The organism is Altererythrobacter sp. H2, from assembly GCF_035319885.1.
Classification (GTDB): Bacteria; Pseudomonadota; Alphaproteobacteria; order Sphingomonadales; family Sphingomonadaceae; genus 34-65-8.
In genome coordinates, this window is sequence record NZ_CP141285.1 from 2290811 (window position 1) to 2305089 (window position 14279).

A 14279-nucleotide genomic window follows, 5' to 3' on the forward strand; every position below is an offset into this window, starting at 1 on the left:
CGCTCGTGCGTAGATGAAGGCGAAAGGACCCCCAATGCTCGATGAAACGCAGGAGCAGCTTTGCTCCGGACACCATTTCGACTTCAGCGACCTGCGCGCGCTGACGATAAACTGCACGCTGTCGCCCTCACCGAAGGACTCGCACACCGACCGCTTGCTGGACATGGCGCAGACCATCTTCAGCCGAAACAAGGTATCGGTCGAACAGGTCCGCGCAGTCGATCACCAGATCGCCCCCGGCGTTTCGCCCGACATGACCAGGGAAGGCGCGGAAAGGGACGACTGGCCCTTGCTATGGGAGAAAGTCTCCGCCGCAGATATCCTGATCCTGGCCACCCCGATCTGGCTGGGAGAGAAAAGCTCGGTCTGCTCCCGCGTTATCGAGCGGCTCTACGCCCATTCCGGGCAGACGAATGATCGGGGCCAGTATGTCTTCTACAACAAGGTGGGCGGATGCCTGGTGACGGGCAACGAGGACGGCATCAAGCACGTCGGAATGGGGGTGCTCTATTCGCTCCAGCACATTGGCTACACCATCCCGCCCCAGGCCGACGCCGGCTGGGTGGGTGAGGCGGGCCCCGGCCCGAGCTTCGGCGACGAAAGGGAGGATGGCGGAGGCCGGGTCGGCTACGACAACCCCTTCACCCGCCGCAACACGACCTTCATGGCCTGGAACCTGATGCACATGGCGCGCATCCTGAAGGACGCGGGCGGCATACCCGCCTGGGGCAATTCGGTTGACCTGTGGGAGGATGGCCGGCGGTTCGATTCGCCCAATCCGGAATATCGCTAGCGTCGGCCCTGCCCCGGCGCTGCTCAGCCCTTGCGAATCTTGCGGATGATGCCGTTGAAGGCGAACACCGGCTTGCCGTCGCCGGTGATGACCCCGCGCACGAAAATGGTCTTGCCTCCAGCACGGGTCACTTCCCCGCGCGCTTCCATCAACTGGCCCACATGAGCCGGATCGAGGAAGTCGCCCGACAGGGTCAGCGTGACCGCATGGCTGCCCTCCAGCTCCTTCGTCGCAATGGCGAACAGGGCAAAATCGGCAAATGTCATCAGGCAGCCGCCGTGCATGAACCCGCCGCCGTTCATGTGGCGCGGCTCGGCGCGGAAGGCGCTCACCACTGAACCGTCAGGTTCAGCCCGGTAATAGAACGGGCCCGAGCGCGACTCGAACGGATCGTGCGGCCAGTGGGTCCAGCCGTCGAACTCGCCGCCGCTGACCCGTTTGGGCCCGTGATCGGTGACGCCCTGATCTTCGCTCATGCTTGCAGCGCCACCACGCTCGGCAGCTCGCGCCCTTCCATCCATTCGAGGAATGCACCGCCCGCGGTTGAAACATAGGTGAAATCGCTTGCCACACCGGCATGGTTGAGCGCGGCGACGGTATCCCCGCCCCCGGCCACCGAGACCAGCGATCCGTCCTGCGTCAGCGCCGCAGCCGTGCGCGCCAGGGCGACCGTTGCTGTATCAAACGGCTCGATCTCGAACGCGCCCATCGGCCCGTTCCACACCAGCGTGCGGCAGGTTTTCAGCACGTCGGCCAAGGCCTCGACCGCCTGCGGGCCAACGTCCAGGATCATCTCGTCGGCGCCCACTTCGTGGACGTTGCAGGTGCGCAGACTGGCCGGATTGGCGGCAAACTCGGTCGCCACCACCACGTCATAGGGCAGGTGGACGGTGCAGCCGGCATGGTCAGCCTGGTCCATGATCCGGTTGACCGTTTCGGCCAGGTCGTGCTCGCACAGGCTCTTGCCGACATCGACCCCGCGCGCGGCGAGGAACGTGTTGGCCATGCCGCCGCCGATGATCAGGTGCTGCACCCGCCCGACGAGGTTTTCCAGCACCGCCAGCTTGGTTGAGACCTTGGCCCCGCCCACCACTGCCGCAACCGGCGCCTTCGGGGTGCCGAGCGCGGCATCGAGAGCCTTGAGCTCCGCTTCCATCGCCCGCCCGGCATAGGCCGGCAGCAGATGCGCCAGCGCCTCGGTGCTGGCATGGGCGCGGTGCGCGGCGGAGAAGGCATCGTTGACATAGATATCGCCGTGGGCCGCAATGCCGCGGGCGAACGCCATGTCGTTGGCTTCCTCACCCGGCCAGAAGCGGGTGTTCTCCAGCATCCCGATATCGCCGGGGCGCAGGATACCGATCGACTGTTCGACCACGGGGCCCTGAACTTCCGGAATGAACATGACCTCGCGCCCGAGCACGGCCTGCACTGCATCCAGCGTCATGCTGACCGAGAGGACCGAGCTGCGCTGCCCCCTGGGTCGCCCGAAATGCGCCAGCAGCAGGACCTTGGCGCCCTTGTCCGCCAGTTCGAGAATGGTCGGCGCGCTTGCCTCGACCCGGGTGGCGTCAGTGACCGAGCCATCGTGCATCGGCAGGTTGAGGTCGACGCGGACAAGCGCGACCTTTCCGGTCAGATCATCAAGGTCGTCTAGGGTTTTGAAAGTCGGCATGAGTTCTGATCCGTTCCTCCCCCTCGGGGGAGGGGGACCGCGCGCGAAGCGCGGAGTGGAGGGGCACCCTCCGATGGTCCGAATGGTGGCAGGTGCCCCACCACCACCTTCGGTGGTCCCCCTCCCCGTACCGGGGAGGATTAAATCACATCAGCTTCGCCATCACCCCGGCGGTGTCGATCATCCGGTTGGAGAAGCCCCATTCGTTGTCGTACCAGCTGACCACGCGGGCCAGCTTGCCTTCCAGCACGGCCGTTTCCAGGCTGTCCACGGTCGAGCTGGCCGGGTGGTGGTTGAAGTCGCTGCTGACCAGCGGCTGGTCGGTGTAGTCGAGCACGCCCTTCATCGGGCCTTCTGCAGCGGCCTTGAGCGCGGCGTTCAGTTCCTCGGCGGTGGTGTCGCGGCCCGGAACAAAAGTGAGGTCAATCAGGCTGACGTTCGGGGTCGGCACACGGACCGAGGAACCGTCCAGTTTGCCCTTCAGTTCGGGCAGGACCAGGCCGACCGCACGCGCCGCGCCAGTGGTGGTCGGGATCATGTTCTGCGCCCCGCCGCGCGCCCGGCGCAGGTCGCTGTGGATCTGGTCGAGCATCCGCTGGTCGTTGGTGTAGCTGTGGATCGTGGTCATGAAACCGCGCTCGATCCCGACGAGATCGTGCAGCACCTTGGCCACCGGTGCAAGGCAGTTGGTGGTGCAGCTGGCGTTGGAGATAATATCATCGTCAGCAGTCAGCGTATCGTGGTTGACCCCGAAGACGATGGTCTTCGACACACCGGTCGCCGGTGCCGAAATGATCACCCGCTTGGCCCCGGCGGAAAGATGCGGCCGCGCCGCCTCGTCCGACTGGAAGAAGCCGGTGCATTCCATCACCAGATCGATGCCGTTTTCCTCGTGCGGCAACTTGCCCGGATCGCGCTCGGCCGTGACCTGAATGCGCTTGCCGTTGACGACGATGTCGCTGCCATCGACCTCGATCTTACCCGGGAAACGGCCATGGGTGCTGTCAAAGCCGAACAGCAGCGCATTGGACTTCGTGTCCGACAGGTCGTTGATCGAAACGAGGTCCAGATCGTGGTCGGTCCGCTCCAGGATCGCGCGTGCTACCAGGCGCCCGATGCGCCCGAATCCGTTGATTGCAACCTTGGTCGCCATGTCAAAGCTCCTCTGTCAGGAATTGAGTTTGTTCAGGATTTGCGGAACGATCGCGTCCGCGGTGAAACCGAATTTTTCAAACAGCACTTCTGCCGGAGCGGAGGCGCCGAAGCGGTCGATGCCGATGTTTATACCGTCCATGCCGGTATAGCGTTCCCAGCCATGGGTTACGCCCGCTTCGATGGAGACCTTGAGGGCGTCAGCGGGAAGCAGGTCGGACCGGTAGCCTGCGTCCTGCGCCGCGAACAGTTCCATGCACGGCATCGACACGACATCCGCGCCAATGCCCTGCCCTTCGAGCGTGTCCGCCACGGCGCAGGCCAGTTCGACTTCCGAGCCGGTCGCCACCAGCACCACCTTGCGTGCGGCCTGAGCGGCGCGCAGGCGATAGGCGCCGCGCGCAGAACGGTTGCCTGAAGCGGACCAGTTTTCGTCGCCCTCGCCGCGCATGGGCGCAAGGTTCTGGCGGGTCAACGCGAGTACCGAGGGCGTTTCCGGCGTTTGTAGGGCCAGGGCCCAGCATTCCGCCGTCTCGATCGCATCGCACGGACGATAGACGTTGAGGTTGGGGATCAGGCGCAGGCTCATCACCTGCTCGACCGGCTGGTGCGTCGGCCCGTCCTCGCCCAGCCCGATGCTGTCATGCGTCAGAACATAGACCACCCCGGCCTGCTGCAAGGCGGAGAGGCGGATGGCGTTGCGGCAATAGTCGCTGAAGATCAGGAAGGTGCCGCCATAGGGCACTACACCGCCGTGCAGCAGCATCCCGTTCATCGCCGCCGCCATGCCGAATTCGCGGATGCCGTAATAGACATAGCGGCCGGAATAATCGCTCGCGCTGAACGGAGCAGTGGAAGGGGTCTTGGTGTTGTTCGAGCCGGTCAGGTCGGCCGAACCGCCGATCAGCTGCGGCAGCTTCTCGGTGAGCGGCCCGAGCGCCATCTCGGATGCCTTGCGGGTCGCCACCTTGGGCGGGTTCGCTGCGAGGCTGCGGATGTAGTCTTCGAGCGCAGGCGCAGCGGCATCCGCGACACCGGCAAGCTGGCTCTCGAATGCGGCGCGCCTGGGCGAGGCGGCCAGTCTGGCCTTCCAGTCGCCATGGGCGGCAGCGCCGCTCGTGCCGGTTGCCTGCCAGTCAGTCAGAATCTCCGCCGGCACCTCGAAGGGCGCGGCGCTCCAGCCCAGATACTCGCGGGCAGCGGCAATCTCGTCAGCGCCGAGCGGCGCACCGTGGACATTGTGGCCGCCCTGCTTGTTGGGCGCACCCTTGCCGATCACCGTGCGGCAGGCGACCAGCGAGGGACGATCATCCGCCATCGCTTCCTCGATCGCGCGAGCGATGTCAGCAAAGTCATGCCCGTCACACGCCGTAACGTGCCAGCCGGTTGCGGCATAGCGCGCGGCAATGTCCTCGCTGGTGGAAAGGTCGGTGTCGCCGTCGATGGTGATGCGGTTATCGTCCCACAGCACGATCATCCGGCCGAGCTTGAGGTGCCCGGCAAGACCGATCGCCTCGTGGTTCACGCCTTCCATCAGGCACCCGTCGCCAGCCACCACCCAGGTGCGGTGATCGACCAGATCGTCCCCGAACACGGCATTGAGATGGCGTTCGGCCATCGCCATACCGACCGCCATGGCCAGACCCTGACCCAGCGGGCCGGTGGTGCATTCGACCCCGTCGAGCAGGAAGTTCTCCGGGTGGCCGGCGCACGGGCTGCCGAGCTGACGGAAATTGCGGATGTCGTCCATCGTCGGCCGGGCATAGCCGCTGAGGTGGAGCAGGCTGTAGACCAGCATCGAGCCGTGACCGGCACTCAGCACGAAGCGGTCCCGGTCTGCCCAGCCGGGCGCGGCGGGGTCAAACTTGAGATATTTCGACCACAGCACGGTGGCCACATCGGCCATGCCCATGGGCATCCCCGGGTGCCCCGAATTGGCAGCCTGCACGGCATCCATCGACAGCGCCCGGATTGCATTGGCCATAGGGTTAAGACGGGCGGGATCGAGGCTCATGCGGGTAGGCTCCTGCCGAAAGGCTCCGCGCGCGCGATTCGCACGGTTGGCGCGTCTCTTGCGGACCGGGCTGGCGAGGTCAACAGGCGCAGCGGCAAGCTTTTCCCCACCCCGCGACAAGCCAAGTTATCAACAGCCCGCCCCAAGCCTTTGCAGCAGCACACCAACTGGCTATTTCCGGTGCCATGGACGAGGAGCGCATCGAAAACGCCGTAAAACGGATCGAGGCCGCCCTTGCGCGGATCGGGGCCGCGGCCGATCAGGTCTCGCCGCAGCCGGCGTCCGTCTCCGCCTTGCTCGAAAAGCACGAGACATTGCGCGAAACCGTCTCCAACTCGCTGAAAGAGCTGGATGAATTGATCGGGAAAATCGAGGCGTGAGCGAGGTCCGTCTCTCGATAGGTGGCCGCAATTACACCATCGCATGCGCTGACGGGCAGGAAGATCACGTTGCCGGTCTCGGCGCGCTGGTCGATTCCAAGCTTGCCGAATTCGGGCCCAACCGCGCGCCGCAGGAAGCGCAGAATCTGCTTTTTGCCGCGCTCCTGATTGCCGAAGACCTGCACCAGGCCCGCAGCACCGCCACCGCCCAGCAGGCCGAACTTGCTGCTGCGGTGCGCGAGCGCAATGTCGCGATGGGCCAGCATGACCAGCACAAGGCCCGTATCTCCGAGCTTGAAGTGGAGCTTTCGAACCTGCAGAGCGCCCAGCAGGCCTCTGCCCGCGAAAGCGACGACATCAAGGCCGAGCTGACCAGACTGCGAACCGAACTGGTCGATGCAGAGCAGGTCGAAGCCGAGCTGCGGTCCGGGTTGGCGGGGCTGGTCGAGGAACGGGACGCTCTCCAGCTGGAACTGGACGAAGCCCTTGCGCGAGAGGCGGCAATGCCCGCCGCAGAGGGGCCATTTGCGCGCGTCGCCACGGCCGATCACGAAGCGGGCCTTGCCCCGGCGCTTGAGCGATTTGCCGAATTGCTCGAAAATTGTGCCGACAAGCTTGAGGGCAAGGTCCAGACTTCCTAAATAGGGTGCGGCGGGACTGCCCGATACGAGCCGCATGAATATCCCTGAGGCTATAAGCAATCCATGGGAGCTGTCCCTGTCTCAGTCCACTGGTTCGTCCGGAGGGTTGGGACATACGGTGCCCACCTGACGTCATGCGTCAGAGGATTTTCCGGCAAACGATCCATGGTGGTTCCGCCACTCGCGCTAAGGATATGATGCAAAGCAAGGCCGCCTTGAGGAAGCATCTGCGGGCTGAACGCCTGGCGCACGTCGCCGCGATCCCCGAAACGACGCTGGGCCTGCTGTTTCGCCATCCCCCTGCCCCGCTTCTTCGCCACATCCCCGCAGGCAGCACGATCGGTCTTTACCGCGCGATGCCGGGCGAAGCGCCTGCTGCACGCTATGCTGCTTTCTTTGCCGAGCGCGGCCACGCGATTGCCCTGCCCCGCTTCGCGGGGGCGGCAGCGCCGATGGAATTTGCCCGGCACACCGATCCCTTTGATGAAGCAGACCTGCAACCCGGGCCATACGGCCTGCTCCAGCCACCGCCGGACGCGGACGTGCTGGTGCCCGATGTGCTGTTTGCCCCGCTGGTCGGCTTCACGGCTGACTGTCACCGCCTTGGCCAGGGCGGCGGACACTATGATCGCTGGCTGGCAGAGCACCCCGGCACGGTGGCCATCGGACTGGGATGGGACTGCCAGCTCTGTGCCGAATTGCCGGTCGAACCCCATGACATGCCGCTTGCCGCGGTGGTCACCCCTACCCGCCTGTTCGGAGAGCTCTGATGCGTGATCAACCCACCTGGCGCATTCCGGTCGGCCTGCTCGGCCTGCTCGTCGCGCTGACTGCCTATGGCCTGATCATCGCACGCTATGTGCCTGAACTGATCGGCACCTGGCCGGGCCTCGCCCAGGCCCCGGTCTATCTGGTGCTGGGCCTGATCTGGCTGCTGCCCCTGCGCCGCTTCCTGATCTGGATGGAAACCGGCCGCACCCGGTAGCGCTGTTGCCCGCAGGGCCGCTGGGGGTTAGCCTGCCTGACAAAGGGGCAGGACGATGGCGAAACGGATTGGACTGGCACTGCTCGCCCTGATCGGGCTGCTGGCGCTGGTTGCCTTGCTGGCTCAGCGCCAGATCGGCGAATGGCTGTTCGAGCGGGCGGTCAATTCGACCGTCGGGGTCGACAGGAGTTCGGATCTTCCGGACGGGCTCCACGCCTATATCTGCGGCAGCGGCTCGCCCATGCCCGACGCCGACCGCGCCGGTCCGTGTATTGCCGTGCTGGCCGGCGAGCGGGGCTTCGTGTTCGACGCCGGTTCCGGCTCGATCCGCAAGCTCGGGCGGATGGGCTTCCCGATGGACCGGCTCGATGCCGCCTTCCTGACCCACCTCCATTCCGACCACTTCGACGGTCTGGGCGAGCTGATGCTCCAGGCATGGATGGCGGGCGGGCGCGGCTCGCCGCTGCCGATCTACGGACCGGAAGGGACCGAGCGCGTCGTCGCGGGGTTTGTGGAGGCCTATACCATCGACCGGGGGTTCCGCATCGCCCACCATGGCGAGGCCGTGGCGCGCCCGGGCGGGTTCGGCGGAGAAGCGCGGACGATCAGACTGGCTGGCTCCGGCAGGCGCGGAACGGTCGTCTACGAGGGCGACGGCGTGACCATTCGCACCTTGCCCGTGGATCATGCACCGGTTGACCGGGCTGTCGCTTACCGGATCGATTATGGCGGCCGCAGCCTGGTCATCAGCGGCGATACCGTGCGATCACCTCAGCTGGCCCGCTTTGCGCGGGGCGCCGATGTTCTCTTTCACGAGGCGCTCAATCCCGGGATGGTCGGCCGGATCGGCGAACAGCTGGCTGAAAGAGGCGATGCCGACGGAGCCAAGATCATGGCCGATATTCCCGATTACCACACATCGCCCGAAGATGCGGCGCGGGTGGCCCGCGATGCGGGGGTTCGGCACCTGGTTCTTTATCACCTGGTGCCGGCCCCACCGGTCAAGCTGATGGAACGGGTGTTCCTGGGGGAAGCGACCAAGCGGTTCGATGCGATCGACATCGCTTATGACGGGATGCGCGTCAGCCTGCCTGCTGGCACGCGGGACATTGCGCTTTCCGATCAGCTGTAACGGTGCAGTTCCCAAGTGGCGCGAGTGACGGGGCTCGAACCCGCGACCTCCGGCGTGACAGGCCGGCGCTCTAACCAACTGAGCTACACCCGCATGAAAACTTGGCTTCAAGGGGGGCGAAGCGCCGCTTGGGAGCGCCGCCACTAAGGCAGGTGTGCAGGGCTGTCAATGGCCCGCCTGCGCAATTTTCGAACACATTTTCCAGGGCCCTGACCGGCCGCCCGGCAACCGCGCATTAACCTTATTTTCGCCTCTGCCTGTCACACAGCCTGCGATAGCCAGCCATGGTTGTGACGGGGGCGACATGAAGAAAATCCTGCTGACTCTGGTGGCGGCATCGCTCGCCGCCGGTGCAACCGCCGCGCAGCCAGGCGTGGAAATTTCGCGCGCCGTGTTCATCGAGCGCAAGGCAGCAGTGGCACCGGGGCGGATGGCGCTGTCACTCGAACCGGCGACCACGCTCAAGCGCGGCGACGTCGTTGTCCTGATGCTCGAATGGACCGCACCGGGAAGGCCGGATGCCTTCGTCGTGTCGAGCCGGGTCCCGCGCGACCTCGCGTTCCGGCGCAGCGGCGGCATGAACCCGCAGGTTTCAACCGACGGCGGAAAAAGCTGGGGCGAACTCGGAACGCTGCGGATCGGCCAGCGCAAGGCCACGCCGGAAGATGTGACCCACCTGCGCTGGCACGTCAGCGATACCGAGGCCGCGCTGGGCCGCGGCACCATGACCTACAGCGCGATCGTGCGCTGAACCTCTAGTCCGCCAGCAGCAACACCGGCGCTTCGATCAGGCGCTTCACTTCCTGCACAAAGCTCGCGGCATCGTGGCCATCGACCACGCGGTGGTCACAGCTGATGGAAATGTTCATCAGCTTGCGCTTCTCGATCCGCTCGCCGCCCATACCGTCGGGCACGAACATGGGGCGTTCAATGATTCTGTTGGGTCCGATGATCGCCACCTCAGGGCGGTTGATGACCGGCGTGGTCGCCACCCCGCCCAGTGGCCCGAGCGAGGTAATCGTCAGGGTCGAACCGCTCAGCTCCTCGCTGGTCGCCTTGCCGCTGCGCGCGGCCTCGGCCAGGCGGCCAATCTCGTTGGCCAGCTGCCACAGGTTGCGGGCCTGCGCGTCGCGGATGACGGGCACCATCAGCCCGCCGCCGGTCTGCGCCGCCATGCCCAGGTGCACGGCGCCATAGCGGGTGACCACGCCCGCCTCGTCATCATAACGGGCATTGATCATCGGAAATTTCGGCACGGCCTTGCAGATCGCGGCGATCAGCAGCGGCAGCATCGTCAGTTTCGCCTTACCCCCGCGCGAATCGTTGAGCTGGGCACGCAGCCGCTCCAGCTCGGTCACATCGCATTCCTCGACATAGGAGAAGTGCGGGATGTTGCGTTTGGCCTCGGCCATGTTCTGGGCGATGCGCTTGCGCAGGCCGATCACGCGGATTTGCTCGTCCGCCCGGGCCTTGCCCGAAGGGGCGAACCCGCCGCCGGCATTGTAGGCGAGGAAGGCGTCGAGATCGGCGTGGCGCACGCGGCCATCTTCGGCCGGTTTCACTTCGGCCAGGTCAATCCCCAGGTTGCGCGCGCGCTGGCGCACGGCCGGGGTGGCGAGGACTTTCTTGCCAAGTCCGGTGGTATCGGGGGCCGTCGAGGCGGGTTGCGCTTCGGGCTCCGTCCGGGGCGTTTCAGTCGCACGAGGTGTCTCGACTTCGCTCGACACGACCGGGTCCTGCGAGGGCACGTTCATTACGTCCTCCGCATCGGGCGTCTCTGCCTCGATCCGCTCTGCTACGTTGTCCGCAGCCTCTTCTCCCTCGACCTCGATCACCACCAGGGCCGAGCCGATCGCGACCATGTCGCCAACCTCGCCCGCCACTTCCAGCACAGTGCCGGTAACGGGGCTTTCCAGCGGCACGGTGGCCTTGTCCGTCATCATGTCGACGAACTCCTGGTCTTCCTCGATCCGGTCACCCGGCTTGACGTGCCAGGCCACGATTTCGGCCTCGGCGATGCCTTCGCCGATGTCGGGCATGTTGAAGATGAATTTCGCCATGGCGGTCAGTCCTTGAGGAGCTTGTCGATGGCCTCGCCGATGCGGATCGGGCCGGGGAAATAGGCCCATTCGAGGCTGTGGGGATAGGGCGTGTCGAAGCCGGTGACGCGTTCGACCGGGGCTTCGAGATGGTAGAAACACCGCTCCGTCACCAGCGCGGAAAGCTCTGCCCCGAAGCCGGACGTGCGGGTCGCCTCGTGCACGATCAGGCAGCGTCCGGTACGTTCGACCGATTGCTCGATCGCTTCGATGTCGAGCGGCACCAGCGTCCGCAGGTCAAGAATATGGGCGTCGACGCCCTTGGCCGCGCAGACCGCTTCAGCCACGTGCACCATGGTGCCATAGGCCAGCACGGTCAGCGCATCGCCTTCGGTTACCGTGCGCGCCTTGCCCAGCGGCACTCGGTAATGCCCTTCCGGCACCACGCTGTCCTTGTGCCGCTTCCACGGCTCGACCGGCTTGTCATAGTAGCCGGTGAACGGCCCGTTGTAGATCCGCTTGGGTTCGAAGAAGATCACCGGATCGTTGTCCTCGATCGCGGAAATCAGCAGGCCCTTGGCATCGTAGGGGTTGGAGGGGATGACCGTCTTGAGACCCGAAACATGGGTGAAGATCGCCTCCGGGCTCTGGCTGTGAGTCTGCCCGCCGAAGATGCCGCCGCCGAACGGGCTGCGCACGGTCAGGGGGGCAATATAGTCGCAGGCCGAGCGGTAACGCAGCCTGGCCGCTTCGGAAATCAGCTGGTCCAGCCCGGGGTAGATATAGTCGGCGAACTGGATTTCCGGCACCGGGCGCAGGCCATAGGCCCCCATCCCCACCGCCACGCCAATGATCCCGCATTCGGAAATGGGGGTATCGAACACGCGCGTCTTGCCGTGCTTCGCCTGCAATCCGGCCGTGGCGCGGAACACGCCGCCAAAGTAGCCGACATCCTCACCCATGACGACCACATCAGGGTCACGCGCGAGCATGATGTCGAGGGCCTCGTTGATTGCCTCGATCATGTTGAGGCGGCGCTCGGCCTCTGCCGGTGCGGCGGTATCCGGCGCCTGGGCTTCGGGGGCAGTGCTCACGAGTTGGGCCTCCCTTCGGGAAACTTGATCAGCCGTTCGCGGGTCGCCTGCGCGGCCTGTTCCTTGAGGTGCCAGGGCAGTTCCTCGAACACGTCCTCGAACATGGTGCGGAAGGGATGGTGCAGCCCGTGGCCGAGGATGCCGTTCTTCTCCGCCTCGCGAGTGGCCTCCTTGACCCGTTCGGCGGCGGCGAGGTCCATTGCGGCGTGCCGCTCCTCGTCCCATTCGCCCAGCGCGATCAGGTGGTTGCGCAGCCGGGCAATCGGATCGCCCAGCGGCCAGTCGATCCCTTCCTGCACGCTGCGGTAGGCGCTCGGATCGTCGGAGGTGGAATGGCCCTCGGCACGGTAGGTGAAGTATTCGATCAGGGTCGGCCCGCCATTGGCGCGGGCGCGGTTGGCGGCCCATTGCTGCGCCGCGAACACCGCCAGCGCGTCGTTGCCGTCCACCCGCAGACCAGCCAGGCCATAGCCGAGCGCGCGGGCGGCAAACGTTGTCCGCTCCGCCCCGGCAAACCCGCTGAAGCTGCTGATCGCCCACTGGTTGTTGATAACGTTGAGGATAACCGGTGCATTATAGACCGTGGCAAAGGTGCACGCGCTGTGGAAATCGCCTTCCGCAGTGCTGCCCTCGCCAACCCAGCTTGCGGCAATCCGGCTGTCACCCTTGATCGCGCTGGCCATGGCCCAACCAACCGCCTGCGGGCACTGCGTGGCCAGGTTGCCGCTGATCGAGAAGAAGCTGTGTTCCCGGCTCGAATACATGATCGGCAGCTGGCGGCCCTTCAGCTTGTCACCCTTGTTGGAGTAGATCTGGTTGATCATTTCGACCAGCGGATAGCCGCGCGCGATCAGGATGCCCTGCTGGCGGTAGCTGGGGAAGACCATGTCATCGCTCGCCAGCGCCATCCCGGCGGCGACCGAGGTCGCCTCCTCGCCGGTGCACTTCATGTAGAAGCTGGTCTTGCCCTGGCGCTGCCCGCGGAACATCCGTTCGTCGAACGCGCGGACCAGCACCATGTGGCCCAGCATGGTCCGCAGCGTGTCCGGATCGAGCTTCGGGTCCCACGGGCCGTGGGCTTGGTTGTCATCGCCAAGCACGCGTACCAAGTCATAGCACAGCGACGCCGTCTCGCTGGCGTGGCAGGCCTCGTCGGGGCGCGGCTGCTGGCCCGCCGCAGGAATGGCGAGGTGCGAGAAGTCCGCCGCGTCTCCGGGGCGGAAGCGCGGTTCGGGAACGTGGAGCTGCAAGGCGGGCTTGTTGCTTCCCGCCGCACTGCCCTCGGGCCGCTCGGCCATATCGATTCTCCCAGACGCAATATTTTACGCGAGCGTTATTTTATTTCACGCTCGCCTCTGGGTCAAGGCGAACGACTCACACCGCCACGGGTGCGCTGAGGGGCGCTTGCGGGCAGTAATCCCGCACTGCGAAATCGCTGATTTCAAATTCGAAAATCGAAGGCGGACGGCGAACAAGGTCAAGCACCGGCGATCCGGAGGGGGCGCGCGTCAGTTGCTCGCCCACCAGATCGGCATGGTTGAGATAGAGGTGGACATCGCCCCCCATCCACACGAATTCGCCCGGTTCCAGATCGACCTGCTGCGCGATCATCCGCGTCAGCAGCGCCCCGCCCCACAGGTTGAACGGCAGCCCCAGCGCGACATCGCAGCTGCGCTGGTAGAGCGCACAGTTGAGCCGGCCGTCAGCGACATGGAACTGGTAGCTCTTGTGGCACGGCGGCAGCGCCATCCAGTCCAGCTCGGCCACGTTCCAGCCTTCGATGATATGGCGGCGGCTGCCGGGATTGGTGCGCAGCGAATCGATCACCTGCGCCACCTGGTTGATGCCGGGCCCCCGCTCGTACTTCCCGTCCGGGCCATAGCGGTAAGTCGGCCAGTCGACCCATTGCTTGCCATAGACCGGGCCAAGATCGCCCCAGCGTGCGGCGAAAGCCTCGTCTTCGGCGATGCGCCGGACGAACTCATCCAGCGTGATCGCATCGCCCGTTTCGCGCACGTAATGGGCGTGGGGCCACTCGTTCCAGATCTTCACGCCCTGGAGCACCAGCGGCCGGATATTGGTTTCGCCGGTCAGGAACCACAACATCTCGCGGGTGGCGGTCTTCCAGTAGACCCGCTTGGTCGTGATAAGGGGCATCCGGCCACCCCCAAGGTCGAACCGCAGCATCGCCCCGAACAGCGACCGGGTGCCGATACCGGTGCGGTCAATGCGTTCGCTGCCGGTCTCCCAGATGGCGCGCATCAGGTCGAGATATTGCCATTCGGGATGGTGGGGATCGCTCCGCAGAGCAGGATTCGCGGCAGTGGCCATGAATGTTCCCTAGACCGGCAAATGCCCGCTTGCCACCCCGCACAAC

At 65.4% G+C, this 14279-nt stretch carries 15 protein-coding genes, 1 tRNA gene and 1 other RNA gene; 8 read left to right on the forward strand and 9 right to left on the reverse strand.

Annotated features, from left to right (window positions below):
* Window positions 1–34: 34 nt before the first annotated feature.
* Entirely contained in the window at window positions 35–793 is a 759-nt protein-coding gene (locus U4960_RS11360; protein ID WP_324260749.1) for a flavodoxin family protein, read from the forward strand.
* Between the two features lie 23 nt (window positions 794–816).
* Here U4960_RS11360 and U4960_RS11365 read toward each other — a convergent pair whose 3' ends face one another.
* From U4960_RS11365 to tkt, 4 genes are all read right to left on the reverse strand, one after another.
* Entirely contained in the window at window positions 817–1269 is a 453-nt protein-coding gene (locus U4960_RS11365) for a PaaI family thioesterase (RefSeq protein WP_324260750.1), read from the reverse strand.
* Window positions 1266–2465: a phosphoglycerate kinase gene (locus tag U4960_RS11370; RefSeq protein ID WP_324260751.1), complete on the reverse strand. Its 1200-nt coding sequence runs from the start codon at window positions 2463–2465 to the stop codon at window positions 1266–1268. The genes U4960_RS11365 and U4960_RS11370 overlap by 4 nt, the downstream gene beginning before the upstream one ends.
* Before the next feature lie 145 nt (window positions 2466–2610).
* Window positions 2611–3618, reverse strand: a complete 1008-nt coding sequence (gap, locus tag U4960_RS11375; protein WP_324260752.1) for a type I glyceraldehyde-3-phosphate dehydrogenase — start codon at window positions 3616–3618, stop codon at window positions 2611–2613.
* A 15-nt stretch (window positions 3619–3633) separates the two neighbouring features.
* Window positions 3634–5631, reverse strand: a complete 1998-nt coding sequence (gene tkt, locus U4960_RS11380; protein WP_324260753.1) for a transketolase — start codon at window positions 5629–5631, stop codon at window positions 3634–3636.
* A gap of 185 nt (window positions 5632–5816) precedes the next feature.
* Here tkt and U4960_RS11385 point away from each other — a divergent pair, with 185 nt between their 5' ends.
* The 6 genes from U4960_RS11385 (at window position 5817) to U4960_RS11405 (ending at window position 8769) form a co-directional block, all read left to right on the forward strand.
* The gene (locus U4960_RS11385) at window positions 5817–6011 is read left to right on the forward strand and encodes a hypothetical protein (RefSeq protein ID WP_324260754.1); all 195 of its coding nucleotides are present in this window, start codon (window positions 5817–5819) and stop codon (window positions 6009–6011) included.
* Complete coding sequence (gene zapA / locus U4960_RS11390) at window positions 6008–6652, forward strand: cell division protein ZapA (protein ID WP_324260755.1); 645 nt, start codon at window positions 6008–6010, stop codon at window positions 6650–6652. The genes U4960_RS11385 and zapA overlap by 4 nt, the downstream gene beginning before the upstream one ends.
* Before the next feature lie 10 nt (window positions 6653–6662).
* A non-coding RNA gene (gene ssrS, locus U4960_RS16105) (6S RNA) lies at window positions 6663–6831 on the forward strand.
* 36 nt (window positions 6832–6867) lie between these two features.
* Window positions 6868–7422 (forward strand): 5-formyltetrahydrofolate cyclo-ligase, encoded by a 555-nt coding sequence (locus U4960_RS11395; RefSeq protein ID WP_416379067.1) that lies wholly within the window; start codon window positions 6868–6870, stop codon window positions 7420–7422.
* Complete coding sequence (locus U4960_RS11400; RefSeq protein WP_324260757.1) at window positions 7422–7637, forward strand: DUF2842 domain-containing protein; 216 nt, start codon at window positions 7422–7424, stop codon at window positions 7635–7637. Before U4960_RS11395 ends, U4960_RS11400 begins: the two co-directional genes overlap by 1 nt.
* Before the next feature lie 55 nt (window positions 7638–7692).
* Window positions 7693–8769, forward strand: a complete 1077-nt coding sequence (locus U4960_RS11405) for an MBL fold metallo-hydrolase (protein WP_324260758.1) — start codon at window positions 7693–7695, stop codon at window positions 8767–8769.
* Between the two features lie 16 nt (window positions 8770–8785).
* On the opposite strand, the gene U4960_RS11410 is transcribed toward U4960_RS11405, so the two are convergent.
* Window positions 8786–8862, reverse strand: a tRNA-Asp gene (locus tag U4960_RS11410).
* A 211-nt stretch (window positions 8863–9073) separates the two neighbouring features.
* On the opposite strand from U4960_RS11410, the gene U4960_RS11415 reads away from it, so the two are divergent.
* The gene (locus U4960_RS11415; RefSeq protein WP_324260759.1) at window positions 9074–9520 is read left to right on the forward strand and encodes a hypothetical protein; all 447 of its coding nucleotides are present in this window, start codon (window positions 9074–9076) and stop codon (window positions 9518–9520) included.
* 4 nt (window positions 9521–9524) lie between these two features.
* Here U4960_RS11415 and U4960_RS11420 read toward each other — a convergent pair whose 3' ends face one another.
* The 4 genes from U4960_RS11420 to thyA form a co-directional block, all read right to left on the reverse strand.
* Complete coding sequence (locus U4960_RS11420; protein ID WP_324260760.1) at window positions 9525–10829, reverse strand: dihydrolipoamide acetyltransferase family protein; 1305 nt, start codon at window positions 10827–10829, stop codon at window positions 9525–9527.
* A gap of 5 nt (window positions 10830–10834) precedes the next feature.
* The gene (locus tag U4960_RS11425) at window positions 10835–11833 is read right to left on the reverse strand and encodes an alpha-ketoacid dehydrogenase subunit beta (protein WP_324263097.1); all 999 of its coding nucleotides are present in this window, start codon (window positions 11831–11833) and stop codon (window positions 10835–10837) included.
* Between the two features lie 65 nt (window positions 11834–11898).
* A complete protein-coding gene (locus U4960_RS11430; protein ID WP_324260761.1) occupies window positions 11899–13200 on the reverse strand; it encodes a 3-methyl-2-oxobutanoate dehydrogenase (2-methylpropanoyl-transferring) subunit alpha in 1302 nt (433 codons plus the stop codon).
* Between the two features lie 76 nt (window positions 13201–13276).
* Complete coding sequence (gene thyA / locus U4960_RS11435) at window positions 13277–14233, reverse strand: thymidylate synthase (protein ID WP_324260762.1); 957 nt, start codon at window positions 14231–14233, stop codon at window positions 13277–13279.
* Window positions 14234–14279 lie beyond the last annotated feature (46 nt).

What these genes read in the sequence shown, in the direction of transcription:
- U4960_RS11420 (WP_324260760.1), bottom strand. Translation starts at nt 10,829, where the DNA reads ATGGCGAAATTCATCTTCAACATGCCCGACATCGGCGAAGGCATCGCC.
- U4960_RS11415 (WP_324260759.1), top strand. Translation starts at nt 9,074, where the DNA reads ATGAAGAAAATCCTGCTGACTCTGGTGGCGGCATCGCTCGCCGCCGGT.
- U4960_RS11360 (WP_324260749.1), top strand. Translation starts at nt 35, where the DNA reads ATGCTCGATGAAACGCAGGAGCAGCTTTGCTCCGGACACCATTTCGAC.
- thyA (WP_324260762.1), bottom strand. Translation starts at nt 14,233, where the DNA reads ATGGCCACTGCCGCGAATCCTGCTCTGCGGAGCGATCCCCACCATCCC.
- gap (WP_324260752.1), bottom strand. Translation starts at nt 3,618, where the DNA reads ATGGCGACCAAGGTTGCAATCAACGGATTCGGGCGCATCGGGCGCCTG.
- U4960_RS11400 (WP_324260757.1), top strand. Translation starts at nt 7,422, where the DNA reads ATGCGTGATCAACCCACCTGGCGCATTCCGGTCGGCCTGCTCGGCCTG.
- U4960_RS11385 (WP_324260754.1), top strand. Translation starts at nt 5,817, where the DNA reads ATGGACGAGGAGCGCATCGAAAACGCCGTAAAACGGATCGAGGCCGCC.
- tkt (WP_324260753.1), bottom strand. Translation starts at nt 5,631, where the DNA reads ATGAGCCTCGATCCCGCCCGTCTTAACCCTATGGCCAATGCAATCCGG.
- U4960_RS11405 (WP_324260758.1), top strand. Translation starts at nt 7,693, where the DNA reads ATGGCGAAACGGATTGGACTGGCACTGCTCGCCCTGATCGGGCTGCTG.
- U4960_RS11425 (WP_324263097.1), bottom strand. Translation starts at nt 11,833, where the DNA reads ATGATCGAGGCAATCAACGAGGCCCTCGACATCATGCTCGCGCGTGAC.
- U4960_RS11370 (WP_324260751.1), bottom strand. Translation starts at nt 2,465, where the DNA reads ATGCCGACTTTCAAAACCCTAGACGACCTTGATGATCTGACCGGAAAG.
- U4960_RS11365 (WP_324260750.1), bottom strand. Translation starts at nt 1,269, where the DNA reads ATGAGCGAAGATCAGGGCGTCACCGATCACGGGCCCAAACGGGTCAGC.
- U4960_RS11430 (WP_324260761.1), bottom strand. Translation starts at nt 13,200, where the DNA reads ATGGCCGAGCGGCCCGAGGGCAGTGCGGCGGGAAGCAACAAGCCCGCC.